General features: G+C 73.1%; 18 protein-coding genes and 4 pseudogenes. 9 read left to right on the top strand and 13 right to left on the bottom strand.

What is annotated here, in order from left to right:
- The 3 genes from IE273_RS21255 to IE273_RS21245 all read left to right on the top strand — a co-directional run.
- On the top strand, window positions 1–1,279 hold a 1,279-nt coding region (locus IE273_RS21255; RefSeq protein WP_189816753.1), incomplete at its 5' end, for a cytochrome c oxidase subunit I.
- The gene (locus tag IE273_RS21250) at window positions 1,276–1,614 is read left to right on the top strand and encodes a hypothetical protein (protein WP_189816752.1); all 339 of its coding nucleotides are present in this window, start codon (window positions 1,276–1,278) and stop codon (window positions 1,612–1,614) included. The genes IE273_RS21255 and IE273_RS21250, both read left to right, overlap by 4 nt.
- A 150-nt stretch (window positions 1,615–1,764) precedes the next feature.
- Complete coding sequence (locus IE273_RS21245; RefSeq protein WP_189816769.1) at window positions 1,765–2,994, top strand: glycosyltransferase; 1,230 nt, start codon at window positions 1,765–1,767, stop codon at window positions 2,992–2,994.
- Window positions 2,995–3,057: 63 nt separating this feature from the next.
- Here IE273_RS21245 and IE273_RS21240 read toward each other — a convergent pair whose 3' ends face one another.
- Entirely contained in the window at window positions 3,058–4,080 is a 1,023-nt protein-coding gene (locus tag IE273_RS21240) for an alcohol dehydrogenase (RefSeq protein ID WP_189816751.1), read from the bottom strand.
- 123 nt (window positions 4,081–4,203) lie between these two features.
- Window positions 4,204–4,866, bottom strand: a complete 663-nt coding sequence (locus IE273_RS21235) for a TetR/AcrR family transcriptional regulator (protein ID WP_189816750.1) — start codon at window positions 4,864–4,866, stop codon at window positions 4,204–4,206.
- A gap of 140 nt (window positions 4,867–5,006) precedes the next feature.
- Here IE273_RS21235 and IE273_RS21230 point away from each other — a divergent pair, with 140 nt between their 5' ends.
- Entirely contained in the window at window positions 5,007–6,260 is a 1,254-nt protein-coding gene (locus tag IE273_RS21230) for a YncE family protein (protein ID WP_189816749.1), read from the top strand.
- 68 nt (window positions 6,261–6,328) lie between these two features.
- On the opposite strand, the pseudogene IE273_RS43605 reads toward IE273_RS21230, so the two are convergent.
- Together IE273_RS43605 and IE273_RS21225 are read right to left on the bottom strand one after the other, a co-directional pair.
- Window positions 6,329–6,635, bottom strand: a pseudogene (locus IE273_RS43605) (endoglycosylceramidase); the annotation flags it as partial.
- Between the two features lie 120 nt (window positions 6,636–6,755).
- The gene (locus IE273_RS21225) at window positions 6,756–8,813 is read right to left on the bottom strand and encodes an elongation factor G (RefSeq protein WP_189816748.1); all 2,058 of its coding nucleotides are present in this window, start codon (window positions 8,811–8,813) and stop codon (window positions 6,756–6,758) included.
- Window positions 8,814–8,995: 182 nt separating this feature from the next.
- On the opposite strand from IE273_RS21225, the gene IE273_RS21220 reads away from it, so the two are divergent.
- On the top strand, window positions 8,996–10,102 hold the full coding sequence (locus tag IE273_RS21220; protein ID WP_189816747.1) for an XdhC family protein: 1,107 nt from the start codon (window positions 8,996–8,998) through the stop codon (window positions 10,100–10,102).
- A 225-nt stretch (window positions 10,103–10,327) separates the two neighbouring features.
- On the opposite strand, the gene IE273_RS43600 is transcribed toward IE273_RS21220, so the two are convergent.
- From IE273_RS43600 to IE273_RS21205, 3 genes and pseudogenes are all read right to left on the bottom strand, one after another.
- Window positions 10,328–10,744 (bottom strand): hypothetical protein, encoded by a 417-nt coding sequence (locus IE273_RS43600; protein WP_229887315.1) that lies wholly within the window; start codon window positions 10,742–10,744, stop codon window positions 10,328–10,330.
- A 329-nt stretch (window positions 10,745–11,073) separates the two neighbouring features.
- A pseudogene (locus IE273_RS21210) lies at window positions 11,074–11,250 on the bottom strand (SDR family oxidoreductase); the annotation flags it as partial.
- A pseudogene (locus IE273_RS21205) lies at window positions 11,250–11,507 on the bottom strand (alpha/beta fold hydrolase); the annotation flags it as partial. The pseudogenes IE273_RS21205 and IE273_RS21210, both read right to left, overlap by 1 nt.
- A 128-nt stretch (window positions 11,508–11,635) precedes the next feature.
- Between IE273_RS21205 and IE273_RS21200 the strand changes: the two are divergent.
- Window positions 11,636–12,860 (top strand): annotated as a pseudogene (locus tag IE273_RS21200) (IS4 family transposase).
- 197 nt (window positions 12,861–13,057) lie between these two features.
- Here the strand turns inward: IE273_RS21200 and IE273_RS21195 are convergent.
- The 4 genes from IE273_RS21195 to IE273_RS21180 are packed head-to-tail and all read right to left on the bottom strand — an operon-like array spanning window position 13,058 to window position 18,329.
- Window positions 13,058–13,654: a GNAT family N-acetyltransferase gene (locus IE273_RS21195; protein ID WP_189816746.1), complete on the bottom strand. Its 597-nt coding sequence runs from the start codon at window positions 13,652–13,654 to the stop codon at window positions 13,058–13,060.
- 59 nt (window positions 13,655–13,713) lie between these two features.
- Window positions 13,714–14,214: a metallophosphoesterase family protein gene (locus IE273_RS21190; RefSeq protein ID WP_189816745.1), complete on the bottom strand. Its 501-nt coding sequence runs from the start codon at window positions 14,212–14,214 to the stop codon at window positions 13,714–13,716.
- Window positions 14,215–14,223: 9 nt separating this feature from the next.
- Window positions 14,224–15,234, bottom strand: a complete 1,011-nt coding sequence (locus IE273_RS21185; RefSeq protein ID WP_189816744.1) for an SDR family oxidoreductase — start codon at window positions 15,232–15,234, stop codon at window positions 14,224–14,226.
- 59 nt (window positions 15,235–15,293) lie between these two features.
- Window positions 15,294–18,329 (bottom strand): FAD-binding and (Fe-S)-binding domain-containing protein, encoded by a 3,036-nt coding sequence (locus tag IE273_RS21180; RefSeq protein WP_189816743.1) that lies wholly within the window; start codon window positions 18,327–18,329, stop codon window positions 15,294–15,296.
- Between the two features lie 146 nt (window positions 18,330–18,475).
- On the opposite strand from IE273_RS21180, the gene IE273_RS21175 reads away from it, so the two are divergent.
- Genes IE273_RS21175 through IE273_RS21165 form a run of 3 tightly spaced genes read left to right on the top strand, consistent with a single transcriptional unit; the run spans window position 18,476 to window position 20,896 of the window.
- Complete coding sequence (locus tag IE273_RS21175) at window positions 18,476–18,913, top strand: MarR family winged helix-turn-helix transcriptional regulator (protein WP_189816742.1); 438 nt, start codon at window positions 18,476–18,478, stop codon at window positions 18,911–18,913.
- Window positions 18,910–20,304, top strand: a complete 1,395-nt coding sequence (locus IE273_RS21170; RefSeq protein WP_189816741.1) for an MFS transporter — start codon at window positions 18,910–18,912, stop codon at window positions 20,302–20,304. Before IE273_RS21175 ends, IE273_RS21170 begins: the two co-directional genes overlap by 4 nt.
- A 7-nt stretch (window positions 20,305–20,311) precedes the next feature.
- The gene (locus IE273_RS21165) at window positions 20,312–20,896 is read left to right on the top strand and encodes an isochorismatase family protein (protein ID WP_189816740.1); all 585 of its coding nucleotides are present in this window, start codon (window positions 20,312–20,314) and stop codon (window positions 20,894–20,896) included.
- 8 nt (window positions 20,897–20,904) lie between these two features.
- Here the strand turns inward: IE273_RS21165 and rfbB are convergent, their stop codons facing one another.
- Window positions 20,905–21,876 carry a dTDP-glucose 4,6-dehydratase gene (gene rfbB / locus IE273_RS21160; protein ID WP_189816739.1) on the bottom strand — a complete coding sequence of 324 codons (972 nt, stop codon included), beginning with the start codon at window positions 21,874–21,876 and terminating at the stop codon, window positions 20,905–20,907.
- A gap of 50 nt (window positions 21,877–21,926) precedes the next feature.
- Window positions 21,927–22,112, bottom strand: coding sequence for a hypothetical protein (locus IE273_RS21155; protein ID WP_189816738.1), 186 nt, complete (start codon window positions 22,110–22,112; stop codon window positions 21,927–21,929).
- Between the last annotated feature and the right edge of the window lie 3 nt (window positions 22,113–22,115).

Here is a 22,115-nt window from a genome sequence, read left to right as displayed (position 1 = left end):
CGCGGTGGGCGGCTTCCTCACCCCGCAGGGCGCGGCCGACTTCGGCTGGTTCGCCTACGCCCCCCTGTCGGACGCGGTCCGCTCGCCGGGCATCGGCGCCGACATGTGGATCATGGGTCTGGCCTTCTCCGGCTTCGGCACCATCCTCGGCTCGGTCAACTTCATCACCACGATCATCTGCATGCGCGCCCCGGGCATGACGATGTTCCGCATGCCGATCTTCGTGTGGAACGTGCTGCTGACCGGTGTCCTGGTCCTGCTGGCCTTCCCGGTGCTGGCCGCCGCGCTGTTCGCCCTGGAGGCGGACCGCAAGTTCGGTGCCCACGTCTTCGACGCCGCGAACGGCGGCGCACTGCTGTGGCAACACCTCTTCTGGTTCTTCGGCCATCCAGAGGTGTACATCATCGCGCTGCCGTTCTTCGGCATCATCAGCGAAGTGATCCCGGTGTTCTCCCGCAAGCCGATGTTCGGCTACATGGGCCTGATCGCCGCGACCATCGCCATCGCCGGTCTGTCCGTGACCGTGTGGGCCCACCACATGTACGTCACCGGCGGTGTGCTGCTGCCGTTCTTCTCCTTCATGACCTTCCTGATCGCCGTGCCGACCGGTGTGAAGTTCTTCAACTGGATCGGCACGATGTGGAAGGGCTCGCTGTCCTTCGAGACACCGATGCTCTGGGCGACCGGCTTCCTGATCACCTTCACGTTCGGTGGTCTGACCGGTGTCATCCTGGCCTCGCCGCCCATGGACTTTCACGTCTCCGACTCGTACTTCGTGGTGGCCCACTTCCACTACGTGGTCTTCGGTACGGTCGTCTTCGCGATGTTCGCCGGCTTCCACTTCTGGTGGCCCAAGTTCACCGGCAAGATGCTCGACGAACGCCTCGGCAAGATCACCTTCTGGACGCTGTTCATCGGCTTCCACGGCACCTTCCTGGTCCAGCACTGGCTGGGCGCCGAGGGCATGCAGCGGCGGATTCCGGACTACCTCGCGGCCGAGGGGCTCACCGCGCTGAACACGGTGTCCTCGGTCTTCTCGTTCCTGCTCGGCTCCTCCCTGCTGCCGTTCTTCTACAACGTCTGGAAGACGGCCAGGTACGGCAAGCCGGTCGGCGTGGACGACCCGTGGGGCTACGGCCGCTCGCTGGAGTGGGCGACTTCCTGCCCGCCGCCCCGGCACAACTTCCTCGCCCTGCCCCGGATCCGCAGCGAATCCCCGGCGTTCGACCTGCACCACCCCGACGTCCCGTCCCCGGAACCGGAGCTGACCGCGCGGTGACGGCCCACGACGAGCGGGACCTGGTCCGGCAGATCGAGGGCCATCTGCTGCTGGTCGCCGCACGGGAGGAGGGCCGTACCGCCGCCGTACGCCTGAGCTCCCGGCTGGGCTGGCTCACCGACAGTCAGCGCAAGGACGTGGAGCAGCAGTTCGAGACCGAGTACCTTGCGCTGGCCCGGCTCTCGTGGCACCGCACGGCCGAGCGGGCGCAGGAGCTGCGGCAGACCTACGAGTCGCGCTACCGGGCGCTCCGCCGCCGTCTGCTGGCCTGCTGCGTGCCGGCCTGCGCGGTGCTCGCGGCGGCGGCCCTGCTGGTGGTGTCCGCCGCGGTGTAGGGCCGGCTGCCGGGTGCGGGACCACCTCCGGTCGGCGCGGCCGTCCCGGGTCCACAACACCGGGGGTGCCGTTGCCGGTGCCGACCTTGTCGCGTTGGGCCCGATCGACCGTGTGCACCGGCCATACTGGCCCCCGTGCGCGTTGCCATCATGACGGCGGGATCCCGGGGCGATGCCGCGCCCTACACCGGGCTCGGGCACCGGCTCGCGCTGGCCGGACACGAGGTCACCCTGGTCACGCACGGCCGGTTCGCCCCGCTGGTGGCCGGCTCCGGGGTGCGGTTCCACCCACTGCCGGTGGATCCCCGGGCGGAACTGGAGTCCCCGCGCGGCCGGGGTCTGCACCGCAGCGCCAGCGGTCCGGGGAAGCTGCTGCGGGTGGTGGACCTGGCACGGCGCCTGGTCGGCCGGCTCACCGAGGACCTGCTCGGCGCGGCGCGGGACAGCGACGTCCTGCTGCTGTCCTCCTCCCTGGCCCCGCTCGGGCACACGATCGCGGAAGGACTGCGCGTGCCGAGTCTCGGTGTCTATCTGCAACCCCTCGCCCCCACCCGGGAGTTCGCCCCGCCGGTGCTCGGCGGCGACTCCTGGGGCGGGCCCGTCAACCTGCTCGCCGGGCACGGGGTCGGCCTGGCCGTGGAGCATGTGTTCGCCGGCGCCGTGCCGGCCCTGCGGAAGCGGCTCGGCCTGCCCCCGCTGCGGACCGGTGCCGCGCGGCGGGCCCGGGAGCGGCGGCTCTGGCCGGTGCACCACGGTTTCAGCCCCCTGGTCGTGCCCCGGCCCGGCGACTGGCGGGCGGGCCTGGAGGTGGGCGGTTACTGGTGGCCGTACGACATCCAGGAGCAACTCCCGGACCCGGTACTGGAGTTCATCGACGCCGGGCCGCCGCCGGTGTTCGTCGGGCTGGGCAGCGCCACCGTGCCGGACGCCGGGCGGCTCAGCGCCCGGGTGGTGGCGGCGCTGCGGCGCGCCGGGCTGCGCGGGGTGATCCAGCGCGGCTGGGGCGGGCTCGCGGCCGACGGGGACGACATGCTGACCGTCGACGAGGTGCCGCACGCTCTGCTCTTCCCCCGCATGGCCGCCGTGGTCCATCACGCGGGCGCGGGCACCACGGCGGCGGGGCTGCGTGCCGGGGTCCCGGCGGTGCCGGTCCCGGTCCAGTTCGACGCGGGTTTCTGGTCCGCCCGGCTGGTCGCCCTGGGTGTCGCCCCGGCCGTCGTACCGCTGCGCCGCCTGACCGTGGACGCACTGTCCGCGGCGCTGCTGCGGGCCACCCGGGACCCGGCGTACCGGCGGCGCGCCACCGGCCTGGGCGCGCGGGTCCGGGGCGAGGACGGCGCCGCGCCGGTGCTGGCCGCGCTGGCAGGGCTGACCGGCTGAACCTCTGGCCGGCTGACCGGTGCGCCGGTGCACCGGTGCACCGGCTGACGCGCTGCCATCCGGTCAGCTGGTGAGCACCATCCGGAAGCGGGCTCCGCCGGACAGCATCTTCTGGTACGCCTCGTCCGCGTCGTCCAGCGGCACGTTCTCGGTCATGGGGCGGATGCCGTGCAGGGCGCTGAAGGCCATGGTGTCCTCCACGTCCTGCGAGGTGCCGGACGGGTGGCCGCGCACGACGCGGCCGGCCAGGAGCAACTGGGTCGGGCTGATGCCGAGGGGCGCGATGTCCGCGCCGATGACCACCAGTTCGCCGCGGTGGGCCAGGCCGTCCACGGTGGCCGTGATGGCCTCGGAGCTCCCCGCGGTGGCCAGGACGGCCTTGGCACCGCCGAGGGACTGGAGCGCGTCGGCGACCGGGGTGCCGGAGGTGCTGTCGACGTAGTGGTGGGCGCCCAGTCGCTTGGCCAGGTCGGCCTTCGCGGCGCCCCGGGCGATCGCCACCGTCTCGAAGCCCATGGCCACCGCGTACTGCACGCCGAGGTGGCCGAGGCCGCCGATCCCGAGCACCGCGACCAGGTCGCCCGGCCGGGCGGAGCTGCGCCGCAGTCCGTTGTACGTGGTCACGCCCGCGCAGGCCATGGGCCCGGCGTCGCTCGGGGAGAGCGCTTCGGGGATGCGGGCCAGGGCGTCGACGGGTGCGATCACCTTCTCGCCGAAGCCGCCGTCGTAGGCCCATCCGGGGACCTTCAGGTTCCGGCACACGATGAAGTCGCCCTCACGGCAGGGCCCGCAGTGACCGCAGCTGCCGCCGAACCAGCCGACGGCCACCCGGTCGCCCTCCTGCCAGCCCCGCTCGCGCACGCCCTCGCCCAGTTCCTCCAGGCGTCCGGCGATCTCGTGTCCGGGCACCTCCGGGAACGACACGCCCGGCAGCCCGCCGCTCACGAAGAGAGCGTCGCTGTGGCAGACCCCGCACGCCTCCACGGCGATCCGCACATGGCCGGGTCCCGGTTGCCGGACCTCGCGTTCGACCAGCTCGAAGGTGCCGTTCGGAGCGGTGACCTGCGCGGCTCTATAGGTACTCATGGCTCTCTCCGGGAACGGGTACGGCGGCCCCCCACACCAGCAGAGCAGCTCGGGCCCGATCCCGCGCGCCGAACGGACCGTACCCCGGCCGGCCCGCGCCATCCGGCTCCGCGCGCCCGTGCCTCAGGGGCTCCCCGGGCGCCAGCCCTCCGGCCGGAGCATGCCCAGCAGCAGCCGGACCAGTTCGTCCACCACCTCGTCCAGTGTCGCGTCCACCCAGCCGGCGCTCCAGTCGTGCAGCAGACCGTTGACGCTGCCGATGAAGGCCGTGGCCGCCAGGCGGTAGTCGCGCGGCGCCGCCTCCCCGCGGGCGACGGCCGCGTCCGCCTCGGCGCGGATGAGGTCGATCCAGCGGGCGCGGCGGGCGAGGCGCTGCTCCTCCAGCCGGGGGCTGACGCCGATGATCTCCACGAAGGCGATGCGGATGCGGCGCGGGTCACGGGTGACGCCGTGGGCGTAGGCCCGGAAGAGCACGGTGGCGCGCCCGGCCAGCGGCAGCCCGTCCGCGTCGGCGAGGGCGTCCAGGACGGCCTGTTCGGCCCAGCCGTTGACCTGGAGGTGCAGCGCCGCGAGAACGTCCTCCAGGGTGCGGAACTCCTCGTAGAACTGGCGCGTGGACAGGCCGGCGGCCTGGCTCAGCGCGGCGACCGTGGTGCCCCGGTAGCCGGGGGTGCCGCCGAACAGCCCCAGTGCCGCGTCCAGGAAGCGGCGGCGGCGCTCGGCCTGCCGTTCCTCGGCGGACCGTCCGCCGTAGCGTCCCGTCGGCGCCCTGAGCCTGCCCTCCACGTGTCCCCCTCCGTCATCCCGCCACTCCCCCAATCTTGTCGTGCACACATCTTGTCGAGAAGGCCACCCCTTCCTTACTTTTCAGTAAGTTCGCTGTGAAAGCACCCGTGTTCAGATTCCCCCGAGGAAAGAGAGCCGTCATGGCTGCCTCCAGAACCAGGCACCTGTGCTCCGTGGCCGCCGCCCTCGCCCTGACCGTCGCCGCCCCGGCGACCGCCGCCTCCGCACACTCCGCCGCTTCCGCCGGGCTGCGCGAGGTGCTGTTCGTCGGCAACAACTGGGACGGCACCGCCGATGTCATCCGCTCCTCCGGCGACTTCGCGAAGATCGGCCGGATCAACGTCATCCCGGACAAGGACGCGCGGATGGCCGAGATCAACGCGGACCCGATCAAGTGGATCTACTTCCAGGCGATCCGCAACAGCGTCGGCGAGGGCCACGACCAGTTCGCCGACGACATGTACTCCACGCCCGACGGCAGGTCGGTGGTGGTGTCCCGGCCGAGTTTCGCGGACGTCGTCTCCCTGGACCTCGCCACCGGCAAGGTCAACTGGCGTTTCCCGGTGTCCGGTTACCGCGCCGACCACATGGCGGTCTCCCCGGACGGCACCCGGGTCGCGGTCTCCGCCTCGACCGCGAACACCGTGCACGTCCTCGACATCGACACCGGCAAACAGCTCGGGTCGTTCGCGACCGGCGACAAGCCGCACGAGAACATCTTCACCAAGGACGGCAAGTACATCTGGAACATGTCCATCGGTGACGTCAACACCGACCTGGACAGCCCGGGCTGGGACTGGACCAAGGGCGACCGGCACATCACCGTCGTGGACGCGACGACGTACAAGCAGGTCAAGGTCATCGACATGCGGCAGCGGCTGGACGCGTTCGGGCTGAAGGACTTCTCCGACGCGGTCCGTCCGGCCGTGTTCTCCGCCGACGAGTCCAAGCTGTACTTCCAGGTGTCGTTCTTCAACGGCTTCCTGGAGTACGACGTCGCCACCGACAAGATCAGCCGGATGAAGACGCTGCCGAAGAACCCGGCGACCAGCGAGGACCGCACCACCTGGGTCAACGACTCGCGTCACCACGGCATCTCGATGAACCCCGAGGGCACCAAGCTGTGCGTCGCGGGCACCATGGACGACTACGCGACCGTGGTCGACCGCGCCTCGCTCCAGGAGGGCCCGCTCGTCACGACGTCCAAGCCGTACTGGGCGACGGTCAGCGGGGACGGCAAGGACTGCATCGTCTCCGAGAGCGGCGCCGACCAGGTGACGGCGATCGACTTCGCCACCGGCAGGAAGGTGACGTCGGTCCCGGTCGGCGATCACCCGCAGCGCGTCCGGCTGGGACACGTCCAGGCCGACTGGACCGGCCCCAGCGGTAGTTGACGCCACACCGAGCCATGGCCTCCGAGGTGTCCCCACTCACGCCGGAGGCCACACCCCTGCCGCCAGAAGCGCGCCGCCGCCCACGCGGCCGGCTCGGCCTTCGCCGCGCTCAGCACGTCCGCGGAAGGCGCCGTCGCGCCATGGGTGACCAGCGCGTAGTGCGGCACACCGGAGTCCGTGTCGGTCAGCAGCAGCCGGCGGCTGCCCGTGCCACCCGGCTCCGGGGCCACGGCGACCGAGGTCGGAGACGACCGTGGCGGCGGCCGTCGGGAAGGACGCCGGCAGATGCAGTTCGGTGGGTGTGCCGCCGCCGGAGCGCCACACCGGCATCCCGTACTGGCCGGAGCCGACCGGTTGCGCCACGTTCGGCAGGGCCAGACAGGCGGTGTCCACCCGACCGCGCACGGGTTCCGTCCTGGCCGTCCTCCGCGGATCCCTGACGGTGGCTTCCGGCCGGCGGGTAAGTCGACTGGCTGACGGCAAGTCAGTTGCCGCTCACTCGCCGATGCGGCGCGTCACGTTCAACAGGTACTCCTTCCGGTTCAGCGGATTGTGGTCGGTGCGCGGACGCTCGGGTACCGCGCCGCGGACGACCGGCGCGTAGTGGTCGAAGGCCGTCTCCAGCTCGCCCTCGCCCCGGGTCAGCCCCGGCAGCCGCTGCTCCAGCGCGTGCACCCGGGCGGCCGGCACGGTTCCCTCCAGGACGCAGGCGGTCCCGTGCGTGCCGGCGGTCTCGGGTACGGCGCCGAGCCGGGCCAGCACCGGCAGCAGCGCGCCGAGGGTGTCCGCCGGCGCCTCCAGGCGGAACCGGTGCATCGGCTCGTGCACCAGGGTGCCGGCCCGGCGCAGCGCCTCGGTCAGGACCAGCGGGGTCAGGCCGCGGAAGTCGTAGCCCGTGCTCGACATGCTCTTGTCGAAGCCCTGGTGCGCGTGGCTCTGCCGGGGCGAGTAGCCGGAGTGGGTCATGGCGACCGCGCAGTCGGTGACCTGCCAGCCGTGCAGCCCCTGGCCGAGCGTCTCCCGGACGGTGTCCTCGACCGCCTTGAAGAAGGCGTACGGCATCGAGCCCAGCTCCACCTCCAGCCGGAACGCCACGCCCGTGCCGGGCGGGGCGGGGTCGACCCGCAGGCCCACCGTGGCGAGGAAGGGGTTGGGGTCCTTCTTGTTGAACTCGACGGCGTGACCGGTGCCGACCGGCCGTTCGATGCACAGGGTCGTCGTCTCGCGGAAGGTGACGTCCAGGCCGTACTCGTCGGCGAGGGTGGCCTGGACGACCTCCTTCTGCACCTCGCCGTAGAGGGACACCGAGGTCTCCCCCCGCCGCTCGTCGTGGCGGACACCGATGAGCGGGTCCTGTTCGGCGAGCTGGGTGAGCGCGAGGTGCAGGGAGCGGCGGTCGGTGCCGGGGCCGGGCACGACGACCGTCTCCAGGGTGGGCGGCGCGAAGTGGTGCTCGTACGACCGTCCCGGCGTGCCCAGCGCGTCACCGATCCGGATGCCGCCGAGGCCCCACACCTTCACGATCCGTCCCGCGCCGGCGTGGTCCGCGCGGGTGTCCGTGCCGTGGTCGAAGACGGCGAGGGCGGTGACGCGGCCTTCGGTGGCACGGGTCGGGGTGACGCGGCCGTCGGTGACACGGCCGTCGGTGACGCGGGCTTCGCGGTCGATGCTGGTGTCCCGGTGGGCGCTGCCTCCGTCGCCGAACGGGATGCGGTCGCGGACGCGCAGGGTGCCGGAGAAGAGGCGGGCATAGGCCACCTTCTCCCCCGCCGGGCCCCGCTCCACCTTGAAGACGGTGCCCGACAGCGGGCCGTCCGGATCGCCGGCGGCGGTGGGCAGCAGGCGCCGGATGCCGTCGGTCAGCTCGGACACGCCCGCGCCGGTGATCGCGGAGCCGAAGTACACCGGGTGGACGCGGGCGTCCCGGGTCTGTGCCGCGAGGGCGCGGCGCAGCCGGGCCTGCGGGACCTCGCCGTCGAGACAGGCGGCGAGCAGGTCGTCGTCCTGGTCCGCCAGTGCCTCCAGCGCGGCCGGGCCGAGGCCGGGCAGGAAGCGGGCGGCACGCGTGCCGAGTCCGGCGGCGGTGCCCATGGGGACGAGCGGTACGGCGAGCCGTTGGGCCATCTGGCGGAGCACGGCCGTGTCCCGGGCGCCGCGCCGGTCGATCTTGTTGACGAAGACCAGGGTCGGGATGCGCAGCCGGTGCAGGGTGCGCATCAGCACACGGGTCTGCGCCTGGACGCCTTCGACGGCGGAGACGACCAGGACGGCTCCGTCCAGCACGCCGAGCACCCGCTCCACCTCGGCGATGAAGTCCGGGTGACCTGGGGTGTCGATGAGGTTGACGGTGACGCCGTCGAGCGGGAAGGAGACGACGGCGGACTTGATGGTGATGCCGCGCCGCCGCTCCAGCGCCAGGGTGTCGGTGGTGGTGCTGCCGGCGTCGACGCTGCCGATCTCGTCGATCACCCCGGCGGTGTGCAGGAGCCGTTCGGTCAGGCTCGTCTTACCCGCGTCGACGTGGGCGAGGATTCCCAGATTGAGCAATGGCACGAAGCGTCATGTCCTTGAGAGAGTGGGCGATTCCTTCCGGGCCGGACATGAACGGTGCGCGCATGATCGCTCCTGGTTCTCTCGGGAACTCGACCGGTGCAGTGCAGCAGAACGGCCGCCGCGCCGCCAACGGATTAACGTTCAACCAGATGCCGTGCCAGGTGCGAGCCGAGGAGCGGACGATGCGTGAGATTCTCGCGGTGCTGGACCGGTGGTACGCCGCCCGGGTGCCGTTCGGGCTGGCCACGGTCGTCGCGGTCAGCCGCAGCGCGCCGCGCGGGCCCGGCGCCGCGATGGCGGTCGGGCCGGACGGCGAGGTCGTCGGCAGTGTGTCCGGCGGCTGTGTGGAGGGCGCGGTGTTCGAGCTGGCCCAGGAGGCCGTCGAGAGCGGCGCGGCACGACTGGAGACGTTCGGCTACAGCGACGAGGACGCCTTCGCGGTCGGGCTCACCTGCGGGGGTGAGATCACCGTACTGGTACGGCCGGTCACCCCGGCCCGGGATCCGGCGTTCGGCGCGGTCGCCGCGTCCGTCGCGGGCGGTGAGCCGGTCACCGTGGCCACCGTGGTCGACGGGCCGGCGCCGTGCGGGGCCATCCTCGCGGTGTGGCCGCGGACCGCCGCCGGCAGCCTGGGGACCCGGGGGCTCGACGCGGCCGTCGCCGCCGACGCGCGCGGCGAACTCGCCCTCGGCGTGACCGGCCTGCGGCACTACGGCCCGCACGGGGAGCGCCGGGAGGACACGGTCACGGTGTTCCTCCAGTCCTTCGCGCCGCCGCCGCGCATGCTGGTGTTCGGGGCCATCGACTACGCCGCCGCCGTGGCCCGGATCGGGGACTTCCTCGGCTACCGGGTCACCGTGTGCGACGCCCGGCCGGTGTTCGCCACGCCCCGCCGGTTCCCGGAAGGGGCGGAGGTCGTCGTGGACTGGCCGCACCGGTACCTGCGCGGCACGCACACCGACGGGCGGACGGTGATCTGCGTCCTGACCCACGACCCGAAGTTCGACGTGCCGGTGCTGCGGGAGGCGCTGCGGCGGCCGGCGGCGTACATCGGGGCGATGGGCAGCCGGCGCACCCACGACGACCGGCTCCGCCGCCTGATCGAGTCCGGCCTCACCGACCGGGAACTGTCCCGCCTGCGCTCCCCGCTCGGCCTCGACCTCGGCGCCCGCACGCCGGAGGAGGTGGCGGTGTCGGTGGCAGCGGAGATCGTGGCCCTGAGGTGGGGCGGCACCGGGTCACCGCTGAGCGGGACGAGAGGGGCGATCCATCCCCGGGGGGTGGGGTGAGGGTCCCGTCGGGGGGCACACCCTCGGCATGCCGCCCGCCCTGCGGCAGGGCCCGCCGTCCGCTGCCCGCCGACGGACCGCGGCGCCGCGAGGTGGCGTGCCCCCCGACCCACCTGACGAGACGGGCGCAGGCCCGCAGTTCCCCCACGACGATCCGGGGCTGTTCGGAGGCGGCGAAGTGACCGCCCGCGGCGTCGTCGTCGAAGTGGACGCGGTTCTCGTACGTCATCCGCGCCCCCACCGACGGCTGACGGGGGGCTCAGTGTGCGAGTGGGGCCAGTTCGCGCCACTCGGCGCGGGGCAGGCCGGGGCGGCCGGTGATGACGTGCAGGGCGACGTGGTCGGCGCCGGCGTCGCGGTGGGCGCGGACGCGGTCGCCGATGGCCTCGGTGTCGCCGCGGGCCACGATCGCGTGTCGATCAGCCGGTCGCTGCCCCCGTCGGGGAGGTCGGATGCGCTGAAACCCTGGCGCAGCAGGCTGCCGGCGTAGTGGCCCATGCCGATGAACGGGGCGAGGAAGCGGCGGGCGGTGGCGCGGGCCCGGTCGGTCTGGTGGTCCAGTACGACGGCCTGGTAGGGCGCCGGCAGGGGGCCGGGGCCGAGCAGGGCCCGGGCGGTGGCCGTGAAGTCGGGGGTGACCATGAAGGGGTGGGTACCAGCGGTGCGCCGCCCGGGGAGCCCGGTGAGTCTGGGACCCATGGCCGCCGGCAGGCGTTTGTCGGCCGGTACCGATTCGGGGGCCTGGTCGAGGCGGTCCAGGTAGGCGTCGACCGAGGCCGGCGGCCGGTAGACGCCGCCCGCCCGCTGAGCGGCGGCGGCGTCACTGACGCCGAGACCCAGCAGCAGCCGACGACCGTACGCCTTCCGCAGGCGGGCGTGACCGACCCGCCCCGGAAGGAGCCGGAGGCGGGCCGCCAGTCGCGTCCAGTGGTGGCGGCCCGGCCGCGCCGGCGGGTCGCGGCCGGGCCGGGTCAGACCTGGTTGGCGCCGCCGTCGACGTACAGCTCGGTGCCGGTGACGAAGCTGCTCTCGGCGGTGGCCAGGAACAGCACGGCGGACGCCACCTCCTCCGGCCGGCCCATCCGGCCCAGCGGCACGGTGGCCGCCAGCTGCCGCCGCAGCTCGGCGGCCTGCTCCTCGCCGGGCGCCCCCAGTCGCCGCCCTGGGCGAGGTAGTGGTGGTAGCCCAGGCGTTCCATGAGCGTGGCCCAGGCCGCGGCGATGCGCGGGGCGGTCCAGCCGGTGCTGGTGGGCCGGTCGGAGAAGCCGAAGCCGGGTACCGAGGGGATGACGACGTGGAAGGCGTCCTGGGCGGTGCCGCCGTAGGCCGTGGGGTCCGTCAGCGGGCCGACCGCCTTGAGGAACTCCACGAACGAGCCGGGCCAGCCGTGGGTGAGGATGAGCGGGGGTCGCCTCCCGGGCGGCTCTCAGGGACGCGCTCTCCGCGGACCCTGCTCGACACGTGCCCTAGCCGCAATACCGGTGACTTTGGTGGGTTGTGCTCGTTGGATGGGGTGTGCCAAGGCCGGGTCAGATGAAGTCGTCGGGGGTTGATCGGTTCTCGGATCGGATCGCGTTGGGGGTGCTGACGCGGGCGTTTCCGCCGGAGCTGGTCGATGAGGTGGTCGCCGAGTGCGGCAGGGTCGAGCAGCGCAGGCGGTTGTTGCCGGCGCGGGTGGTGGTCTACTTCGTGCTGGCGATGTGTCTGTTCTTCGGGCAGGGCTATGAAGAGGTGGCCCGGCTTTTGGTGCAGGGGCTGGAGCGTGAGGGCCGGTGGGCGAGTGGCTGGCGGGTGCCCACGACGGCGGCGATCGGGCGGGCCCGGTTGCGGCTCGGTCCGGAGGCGTTGCGGGCTCTGTATCGTCCGCGTGTGCCGGCCAGTGGCGGAGGCACGGACGCAGGGGGCCTGGTATCGGCGGTGGCGGCTGGTCGCGGTGGACGGCACGGTTTTCGACGTTCCGGACACCGCGGCGAACGCCCGGTTCTTCGGGCGTCCCGGGACCAGTCGTGGGCAGGGCCGCAGCGCGTATCCGCAGGCGAGGGTTGCGGCCCTGGTCGAGTGCGGCACCCATGCCGTGTTCGCGGCCGAGGTCGGGCCGCTCAAGGTCCACGAGGCCCATCTGGCCCAGGGGCTGCTTCCCGCGCTGACGGAGGGCATGCTGGTGCTCGCGGACCGGGGTTTTTGCGGCGTGGACCTGTGGCGGGCGGCGAAGGCGGGCGGCGCTGACCTGTTGTGGCGGGTCCGCAGTGTCGTGGTGCTGCCGGTCCTGGAAACCCTCGCCGACGGCTCCTATCTCTCGGAGATCGTCGCCGCGCGGGACCACCACCGACGCGCGGATCCCGAGCGGGTGCGGGTGATCGAGTACACCCTCGGCCCGCGGGGTGGTGACGGCACCGTCTACCGGCTGATCACCACCCTCCTCGACGCCCAGCAGGCACCGGCCCAGGAGCTTGCCGCCCTCTATGCCCAGCGGTGGGAGATCGAGAACACCCTGGACGAGATCAGGAATCACCAGGGTGTCCCAGGCATGGTGCTGCGTTCCAGGCACCCATCGGGTGTCGAACAGGAGATCTTCGCGTTCTTGCTGGTCCACCACGCGCTGCGGGACCTGATGCACCAGGCCGCCCTCCACGCCGGGCACGATCCCGACCGGATCTCCTTCACACGCACCCTTCGCATCGTGCGCCGCCATGTCACCGGGCAGGCGGCGCTTTCCCCCCTCGCCGCTGGCCCGGTCCATCGCCCGGAGTCTGCGTGAGATCACCGAACGGCTACTGCCCGCACGGCGGTTGCGTTCCAACCCGCGTGTGATCAAACGCAAGATGTCCAACTGGGCCCTCAAACGATCCGAGCACCACAGCCCACCACGGCCACACACCCCGCCGATCCGCCTGGTCGGACCAACCAGAGCCACCCCGACAAGCCGGAAAACAACCTAAATCACCAGTATTGACCCTAGCCGGGGTCTCCGGCCACGCGCGCGTGCAGGTGCTGGTCGTGCCAGCCGTCGGCGTGCAGCAGGGCGCTGCGCTGGGTGCCCTCGTAGCCGAAGCCGGCCTTCTCGGCGACCCGGCAGGACGCCGGATTGGCGACGGAGTGGCACAGGACCAGGCGGTGCAGCCCGAGGTCGTCCAGGGCCCACCGGCTCAGCCGGCGCGCCGCCCGGACGGCGAGGCCCGTTCCGCGCGCCGGGGGCAGCACCCAGTAGAGGACTTCGGCGGTGCCGGCGGCGAGGTCGACGGCGTTGAGCCCGGCGAGGCCCACGGCCGCGCCGCCGTGGGGGGCGATGGCCCAGATGGCCCCTGTCTCGGCCCGTCGGCGCGCGTGCAGGCGCTCGATCCGCGCCCTGGCCTCCGCGCGGTCGGCGACGGAGAAGAGGTTCCACCTGCTGATGTCCGGGTCCTGCCCCGCGGTGAGCAGGGCGTCCGCGTCGGCGTCGGTCAGCTGCCAGGGCCGTAGTTCCAGGCCATCGGCCAACGGCAGGACGGGCTGGTCGGGCTCGGCGAGGCGGCCCGGGGGCACGACGGCGGGTATGCCGGAGCTGGAGATCACCGGCGCATCCTGCCACAGCTGGGGAGCGTCGGCTGGGGCTGACCGGCGCACCGCCCCGGCTACCGTCGCGGCAGCCGGTGCAGGGTCACCTCGGTGAGGGCTCCGTCGGCGACCGTGGCCGTGAGGTACGTGCAGTGGGGCTGGCGCCGGCGGTCCGTCGGGGAGCCGGGGTTGAGCAGGCGCAGGCCGCCGGGGGCGGTGGTGTCCCAGGGGATGTGGCTGTGCCCGAAGACCAGGACGTCCAGGTCGGGGAAGCGGGCGGCACAGCGGGCCTCGCGGCCCTGGGCGGGGCCGGTCTCGTGGACGACCCCGAAGCGCAGGCCGCCCAGGTCGGCGTGGGCCACTTCGGGGAGCCGGGCGCGCAGCTCGGGGCCGTCGTTGTTGCCGTACACGCCGACCAGCCGGCGGCTGCGGCTCTCCAGCAGGTCGAGGGTGGCGGTGTCGACCCAGTCCCCGGCGTGGAACACCACGTCCGCGCGCGGGAGTTCGGCGAGCAGCTGCTCCGGGAGCGCCTTGGCGCGCTTGGGCAGGTGCGTGTCGGACATGAGCAGCAGGCGCACCTCGTCGGCCTATGCGGAGGAGGAGGTCAGGCGGCGGATGCCGCGTACGGTGCCGAGCAGCGCGGCGCCCGCGCCGAGGGCGGTGGCGGCGGGGTGCCGGAGCAGGGTCTCCTGCCAGGAGCGGGCGTGGGCGGTGTCGTCGAAGGAGCCGTGGGCGCCCTGGTCGTCGGCGGGCCCGCGGTCGACCGGTTCGAAGAGGTTGTCCAGGCCGGCGGGCGGGATGCGGTCGGTCTGCTGGGAGTCGTAGCCGGTGCGGGCCAGGTAGCGGTCCAGCAGCGCGGGGACGAACCGGTTGGCCCAGACGGTGGCGACGGTGGACGCGCCGACGTAGTACTGCTTGCGGCCCGGATGGTCGGCGGCGTACAGCACGCCCCGCGCGGCCACCTCGGGCTGGTAGATCGGCGGGACCGGCATGGGGTGCTTGGCGAGGCGGGAGCGGACCCATTCGAACTGGGGGGTGTTGACGGCGGGCATCTGGGCGACGGTGACGCGGACGTTGCTGCCGCGGTGCAGCAGTTCCGTGCGCAGGGAGGAGGTGAAGCCGTTGATGGCGTGCTTGGCTCCGCAGTACGCCGACTGGAGCGGGATCGACCGTTCCCCGAGCGCTGAGCCGACCTGCACGATCGTGCCCTGGTCGCGGGGGAGCATGCGCTTGAGGGCGGAGCGGGTGCCGTTGACGAAGCCGAGGTAGGTCACCTCGGTGATCCGCCGGTACTCCTCGGGGGTGATCTCCTCGAACGGCGCGAAGACGCTGGCGAAGGCGCAGTTGATCCAGGTGTCGATGGGCCCGAACTCCTTCTCCGCGGCCTCGGCGACGGCCTCCGTCTGGGCCGGGTCGGCCACGTCGGCGGGCCGTACCAGGGGCCGTCCGCCGAGCGCCGCGACCTCGTCGGCCGCGGCCTCCAGGCCGCCCTCGCCGCGCGCGACCAGGACGACGTCGGCGCCGCGCCGGGCGTACAGGCGGGCGGTGGCACGGCCGATGCCGGCGCTGGCGCCGGTGATGACGACGGTGGGGGGCATGTTCCTCTCCTCCTGCGTACGCGGTGTGTGCACGGCCTCGGCGGCCGGCGGGTCCGTGGTCACCTCCTCAGTTGCCGCAGTCCGGCCACGGCGCCCAGGGAGAGGGCGGCCAGGGAGGCGGTGGTCGCCCAGCGGGCCGCGCGGGACGGTTCGGCGGGACGGTCGGCGAGCCGCTCCGGGTGGTCGCTGGGCAGGTTGCCGTCGAGGGCGAGCGCGAGGACCTCGGCGAGGTGCAGGGCGCGGCGGCCGGTGCCGCCCTGTTCGATCTGGGTGCGGCAGCTGAAGCCGTCGGCGAGGACGAGGCTGTCCGGGGCGGCCCCGCGCACGGCGGGCAGGACGCCCAGTTCCGCGACGGCCATGGACACCTCGTGGTGGCCGCGTTCGAAGCCGAAGTTGCCGGCGAGGCCGCAGCAGCCCTCGTCGAGCACCTCGGCATCGAGGTGGGCGCGGCGCATCAGTTCGCGGTCGGCGTCGAACTTCATGATGGCGTGCTGGTGGCAGTGGGTCTGCACGGTGGCCTGCCGGGCGAGCCGCGGGGGCCGCCAGCCGTCGGGGGCGTGGTGGACGAGCTGTTCGGCGAAGGTGCGGGTCTGGGCGGCGAGCCGTTCCACGTCCTGGTCGCCGGGCATCAGCTCGGGGGCGTCGGCGCGGAAGACGGCCGTGCAGGAGGGTTCCAGGCCGATCACCGGGGTGCCGGCGTCCAGATAGGGGCGCAGCACGTCGAGGGTGTGGCGCAGCACCCGCTTGGCGGTGGGCAGTTGGCCGGTGGAGATCCAGGTGAGGCCACAGCACACGGGCTTGGACGGGACGGCGATCCGGAAGCCGGCGTCCTCCAGGACCCGTACGGCCGAGATCGCGATGGAGGGGTGGAAGTAGGTGCTGAAGGTGTCGGGCCACAGCACGACGGTGCGCGGGTCGGCCGGGTCGGGCTCCTCCCGGTCGCCGGCCCGCCACCACTGGAGGAAGGACCGCGCGGCGAACACCGGTGCCGGGCGGGCCTCGTCGATCCCGGCGAGCCGTTTGCCCAGGGACGCGAGACCGGGCGCGTGCAGCGCGGAGTTGACCAGGGACGGAGCGGTCCGGGAGAGCCGGGCCCAGAGGGGCAGCCAGCCCATGGAGTAGTGCGCCATGGGGCGCGGCCGTCCCGCGTAGTGGTGGGACATGAACTCGGCCTTGAGGGTGGCCATGTCGACGCCGGTCGGGCAGTCGGACTTGCAGCCCTTGCAGGCCAGGCAGAGGTCGAGGGCATCGCGTACGGCGGTGGAGCGCCAGCCGTCCTTGACGGCGGAGTCGGCGTGCCCGTCGAGCATCTCGAACAGCAGCCGGGCTCGGCCGCGGGTGGAGTGCTCCTCCTCCATGGTGGCCCGGTAGGAGGGGCACATGACGCCGCCGGAGTGGCCGCGGCAGTTGCCGATGCCGACGCAGCGCATCACGGCGCGGTTGAAGGAGTGGTCGTCCTCGGGGTAGCCGAAGTGGGTCTCCGGGGTGGCGGGCCGCCAGGTGGGGCCGAGCCGCAGCTGTCCGTCGACGGGGTTGGGGTGCACGACCTTGCCGGGGTTCATCCGGTTGCCGGGGTCGAAGAGGGCCTTCAGTTCGCCGAACGCGGTGACCAGCCGTTCCCCGAACATCCGGGTGAGCAGTTCGCCCCGGGACTGGCCGTCGCCGTGCTCGCCGGAGAGCGAGCCGCCGTAGGAGGCGACGAGGTCGGCGGCCCGCTCCACGAACCGCCGGAAGCCGGCGACGCCCTCCGCGGTCTTCAGCCCGAAGGGGATGCGGGTGTGCACGCAGCCCTGCCCGAAGTGCCCGTACAGGGACGGGTGGTCGTAGCCGAACTCGGCGAACAGGTCCTTCAGGTCGCGCAGGTAGTCGCCGAGCCGTTCGGGGGGTACGGCGGAGTCCTCCCAGCCCTCCCAGGTCTCCCGGTCGTCCGGCGGGCGCGCGGTCACACCGAGGCCGGCCTCGCGGGCCTTGAGCATCTTCTGCTCGCGTTCGGGGTCGTCGGAGAAGGCGACGTTCGCGTCCTTCTCGCCGCGGCCGATGGCCCGCAGCAGCGCGTGCGCCTGGGCGTCGACGTCCTCCTGGCTGTCGCCGCTGTACAGCACCATCAGCCAGCTGTCGCCCTCGGGCAGGTTGTCGAGGGAGTCCAGGTAGGCGCCTTCCTCGCGCATCAGCTGGGCCATGCGCCCGTCCAGGGCCTCCAGTTGGCTGGGCGAGCAGTGCTCCAGCAGGTGGGGGACGTCGTCGGCGGCGGCGCAGATGTCGTCGTAGCCGAGGACGAGCAGCGACTGGTACGGCGGCACGGGCACGAGGTCGAGTTCGGCGCGCAGGACGGTCACCAGCGTGCCCTCGCTGCCGACGAGCGCCTTGGCGACGTCGAAACCGTTCTCGGGCAGCAAGGAGTCCAGGTTGTAGCCGGAGACGCGGCGGGGGATCTTGGGGTAGCCGCGGCGGATGTCGGCCAGGTACTCGGTGGCGATGCGGTCGAGGCCCGCGTAGATCTCGGCGAGCCGGCCGCCGCCGGCCGTGATCCGGGCGCGCTCGTCGGGCGGGGTGGGGCCGACCCAGGCGCGCTGTCCGTCGTAGGTGAGGATCTCCAGGCGCCGGACGTTGTCGACGGTCTTGCCGTAGGCCTGGGCGGAGGCGCCGCAGGAGTTATTGCCGATCATGCCGCCGAGCGCGCAGTGGGTGTGGGTGGACGGTTTGGGGCCGAACTGGAGCTTGTGGCGGGCGAGTTGCCGGTTGAGTTCGTCCAGGACGATGCCGGGCTCCACCACGCAGGTGCGCCGTTCCGGGTCGACGGAGAGCACCCCGGTGCAGTACTTGCTCCAGTCGATCACCACGGCGGTGTTGGTGGACTGTCCGGCCAGGCTGGTGCCGCCGCCCCGGGAGAGGACGGGGGCGCCGAAGCGCGCGCACACCGAGACCGCCCGGGCGCCCGCCTCGACGGTGCGGGGGACGACGACGCCCAGCGGGACCTGCCGGTAGTTCGAACCGTCCGTGGCGTAGGCGCCGCGGCTGCCCGCGTCGAAGCGGACTTCGCCGTCCACCTCGGCGCTCAGGGCCGCCTCCAGGCCGGACCTGTCCGGAGGGGTCATCTGCGCTCCTCGATTCGCTCCGTGGGGGCATCGACCTGTGGGGTCTGCCGCGCTGTCCGAGGTCCGGCGGGTACCCCGGCAAATAGACAGTCAAAACTGAACAGTTCCAACTGGACAGTCCGTGCTGTCGGACCTAGCCTGGCGGCATGGCTGACATCTCCGACTCCGCCGCCCGCGCCGCGCGCGATCTGCGCGTGGTGTTCAGCAGGCTGCGGCGCCGCATCCGCGAGGTGGCGCAGGACGCCGACCTCAGCCCCTCGCAGGAGTCGGCGCTCACCCTGGTCGGCAAGCACGGCGCGGCCACCGCGAGCGCGCTCGCCGCCGCGGAGGGGGTGCGCCCGCAGTCCATGGCCACCACGCTGGCCGCCCTGGAGCAGCACGGCCTGATCCGCCGTGCCCCCGACCCCGACGACGGCCGCCGCCAGCTGGTCACCCTGACCGACGGCGGCCGGGCCCGTGTCGAGGGGAACAGGCGGGTGCGCGAGGAGTGGCTGGCCCGCGCCTTCCAGGACCGCTACACCGAGGAGGAGCGGCAGACCGTCCTCTCGGCGCTGGAGCTGATGGAACGGCTCTCCCGGTCGTGATACCGAGGCTCGCCGCGCGCGCCCGGACCGCCCGCCCCTCCCCCGCCGGATTCGACCGCCGGCTCATCCCGCCGATGGTCCTCGGCTCGGTCCTGAACCCGGTCAATTCCTCGATGATCGCCGTGGCGCTCGTGCCGATCGGCGTGGCGTTCGGCGCCCCGCCCGCCGAGACGGTGTGGCTGGTCTCGGCGCTCTACGTGGCCACCGCCGTCGGCCAGCCCGTCATCGGCCGCCTGGTGGACATGTACGGCCCGCGCAGGCTCTACCTCGCCGGTACGGCCCTGGTCGGCGTCGCCGGTCTGCTCGGCGCGCTCGCCCCCTCGCTCGGCGCGCTGATCGCGGCCCGGGTGCTGCTGGGCCTCGGCACGTCGGCGGCGTACCCGGCGGCGATGCGGCTGACCCGCGCCGAGGCCGAACGCACCGGGCAGGACAGCCCCGCGGGCGTGCTGACCGCCCTCGCCGTCGCCAACCAGACGGTGGCCGTCGTCGGGCCCGCGCTCGGCGGGCTGCTGATCCAACTCGGCGGCTGGCGGGCCGTCTTCACCGTCAACGTGCCGCTGTCGGCGGCCTGTCTGGTGCTCGGCGCGCTGCGGCTGCCCCGGTCCGGGACCCGGCGGCGCGGCCTGGACGCGCCCGGCATGGCGCTGTTCGCCGTCCTGCTGGTCGCGCTGATGCTGTTCCTGATGGAGCCGCGGGCCGGCCGCTGGTACCTGCCGGTGCTGTCCGCCGTGGCCGCCGCGGGCTTCGCGCTGCGGGAGCTGAGGGTGCCGGACCCGTTCATCGACCTGCGCGTCCTCGGCGGCAACGGCCCGCTGCTCGCCACCTACCTGCGCCAGCTGCTCGGTTACACCACCGCCTACGCCTTCATGTACGGCTACACGCAGTGGCTGGAGCAGGGCCGCGGGCTCGGCGCCTCCACGGCCGGGCTCGCGCTGCTGCCGCTGTCGGCGGCGGCGCTCACCGCCTCCGCGCTGACGGGGCGCCGCGAGGCGGTGCGCGCCAAGCTGATCTGCGGTTCCGTCCTCCAGCTCGCGGGCTGCGCGGTGCTGCTCCTGATCGGCGACCGCAGCCCGTTCTGGCTGCTGCTCGGGGTCGGTGTGCTGCTCGGCATCCCGCAGGGGCTGATCGGCCTGGCCACGCAGACCGCGCTGTACCGGCAGGCCGAGCCGGAGCGGATCGCCTCCGCCGCCGGGCTGCTGCGGACCTTCATGTACCTCGGCGCGCTGGGCGCGTCCGCCGCCACCGCGGCGTTCTACCCGCACCGCGCCGACACGACCGGGCTGCACGGCCTGGCCCTGTTCATGCTCGCCGGCTCCGCACTGCTGCTGGCGGCGACCCTGCCCGACCGATCCCTCGGCCGGCTGACCCCCCGAGACACCCGAAAGGCCTGACCGACCCATGTCGCTCACCACGCTCGACCCCCGTACCGCCCTCGTCGCGATCGACCTCCAGAACGGCATCGTGGCCATGCCCACCCAGCCCAGCACGGGGGCCGAGGTCGTCTCCCGCACGGCCGCGCTCGCCGACGCCTTCCGCTCCCACGGGCTGCCCGTGGTCCTGGTCCGGGTCTCCTTCGCGCCGGACGGGGCGGACGCCGTTCCCGGCCGCACCGAACGCCAGCCGCGCGGGCTCGCCTTCCCGGAGGGCTGGGACGTCGTCGTCGACGACCTGTCCGGACACCCCGGCGACATCCGCGTCACCAAGCACAACTGGAGCGCCTTCCACGGCACCGACCTGGACGTCCAGCTGCGCCGCCGGGGCATCACGCAGATCGTGCTGACCGGCATCGCCACCAGCATCGGCGTCGAGTCCACCGCCCGTGATGCCTACGCCCACGGCTACCACGTCACCCTCGCCACGGACGCCATGGCCGACGCCGACGGCGAGGCGCACGCGAACAGCGTCGAGCGCGTCTTCCCACGGCTCGGCGAGACCGGCACGACGGCCGAGGTCCTGGAACTGCTGGCCAAGACCCACGCCTGACCGCCGGCTCAGCGCGCGGTGTGCGGCTTGAGCGGCTCCCACCAGGACCGGTGGGCGCGGTACCAGGCGACCGTCTCGGCGAGGCCCGTGGTGAAGTCACGGCGCGGCCGGTAGCCGAGCTCGTCGCGGGCCTTGCCCCAGTCGAGCGAGTAACGCAGGTCGTGGCCCTTGCGGTCGGGCACGTGCACCACGTGCTCCCAGCCCGCGCCGCACGCCTGAAGCAGCAGGCCGGTCAGTTCCTTGTTGGTCAGCTCCGTGCCGCCGCCGAGGTGGTACACCTCGCCGGGGCGGCCCTGGGTGCGGACCAGGTCGATGCCGTGGCAGTGGTCGTCGACGTGCAGCCAGTCGCGGACGTGGCGCCCGTCGCCGTACAGCGGCACGGGCAGACCGTCGAGCAGGTTGGTCACGAAGAGCGGGATCACCTTCTCGGGGAACTGGCGCGGGCCGTAGTTGTTGGAGCAGCGGGTGATCCGGACGTCCAGGCCGTGGGTGCGGTGGTGGGCGAGGGCGATGAGGTCGGCGGCGGCCTTCGACGCGGCGTACGGCGAATTGGGCGCGAGCGGATGCGTCTCGGACCAGGAGCCGGCCCGGATGGAGCCGTAGACCTCGTCGGTGGAGACGTGCACGAACGGGCCGGTGCCGTGCCGCAGGGCCGCGTCCAGCAGGGTCTGGGTGCCCAGCACGTTGGTGCGGACGAACTCCCCGGCCCCCTCGATCGACCGGTCGACGTGCGACTCGGCCGCGAAGTGCACCACCTGGTCGGCGTCCGCCATCAGTTCGTCGACCAGGCCGGCGTCACAGATGTCCCCGTGTACGAAGTCCAGCCGGGGGTGGCCGACGGGGAGGTTGGCGAGCGTGCCGGCGTAGGTGAGTTTGTCCAGCACGGTCACGTGGGGTGCGTCCGGCGCGTCGTCGGCGAGGAGCCCGCGGACGTAGTGGGAGCCGATGAAGCCGGCGGCGCCGGTGACGAGCAGGTTCATGACCGGAGTATGACCGCGGAGCGTGACGACGTCCGGCCCCGCCCCTGCGTTCAGTCCTCGCCGCGCACGATGTTGTCCTCAAGGTCCGGGCCCTGCCGCTGCGCGCAGGCGCGGTCCAGGACGGCGGGCACGCAGGTGCGCACTCCCCGGTTCCGCCGACGGCGGGCCTGGGCCCAGCCCGTCTCCGCGTGGGGTACGGCCGGTTTCTCGCTGGCATGCGCGGTCACGTCGCTCATCTT

The sequence above is a fragment of the Streptomyces olivaceoviridis genome, from assembly GCF_014650115.1.
Taxonomy (GTDB): Bacteria; Actinomycetota; Actinomycetes; order Streptomycetales; family Streptomycetaceae; genus Streptomyces; species Streptomyces olivaceoviridis.
Note: the sequence above shows the minus strand (reverse complement) of the source record. Positions and strands in the feature narration are given on the sequence as shown.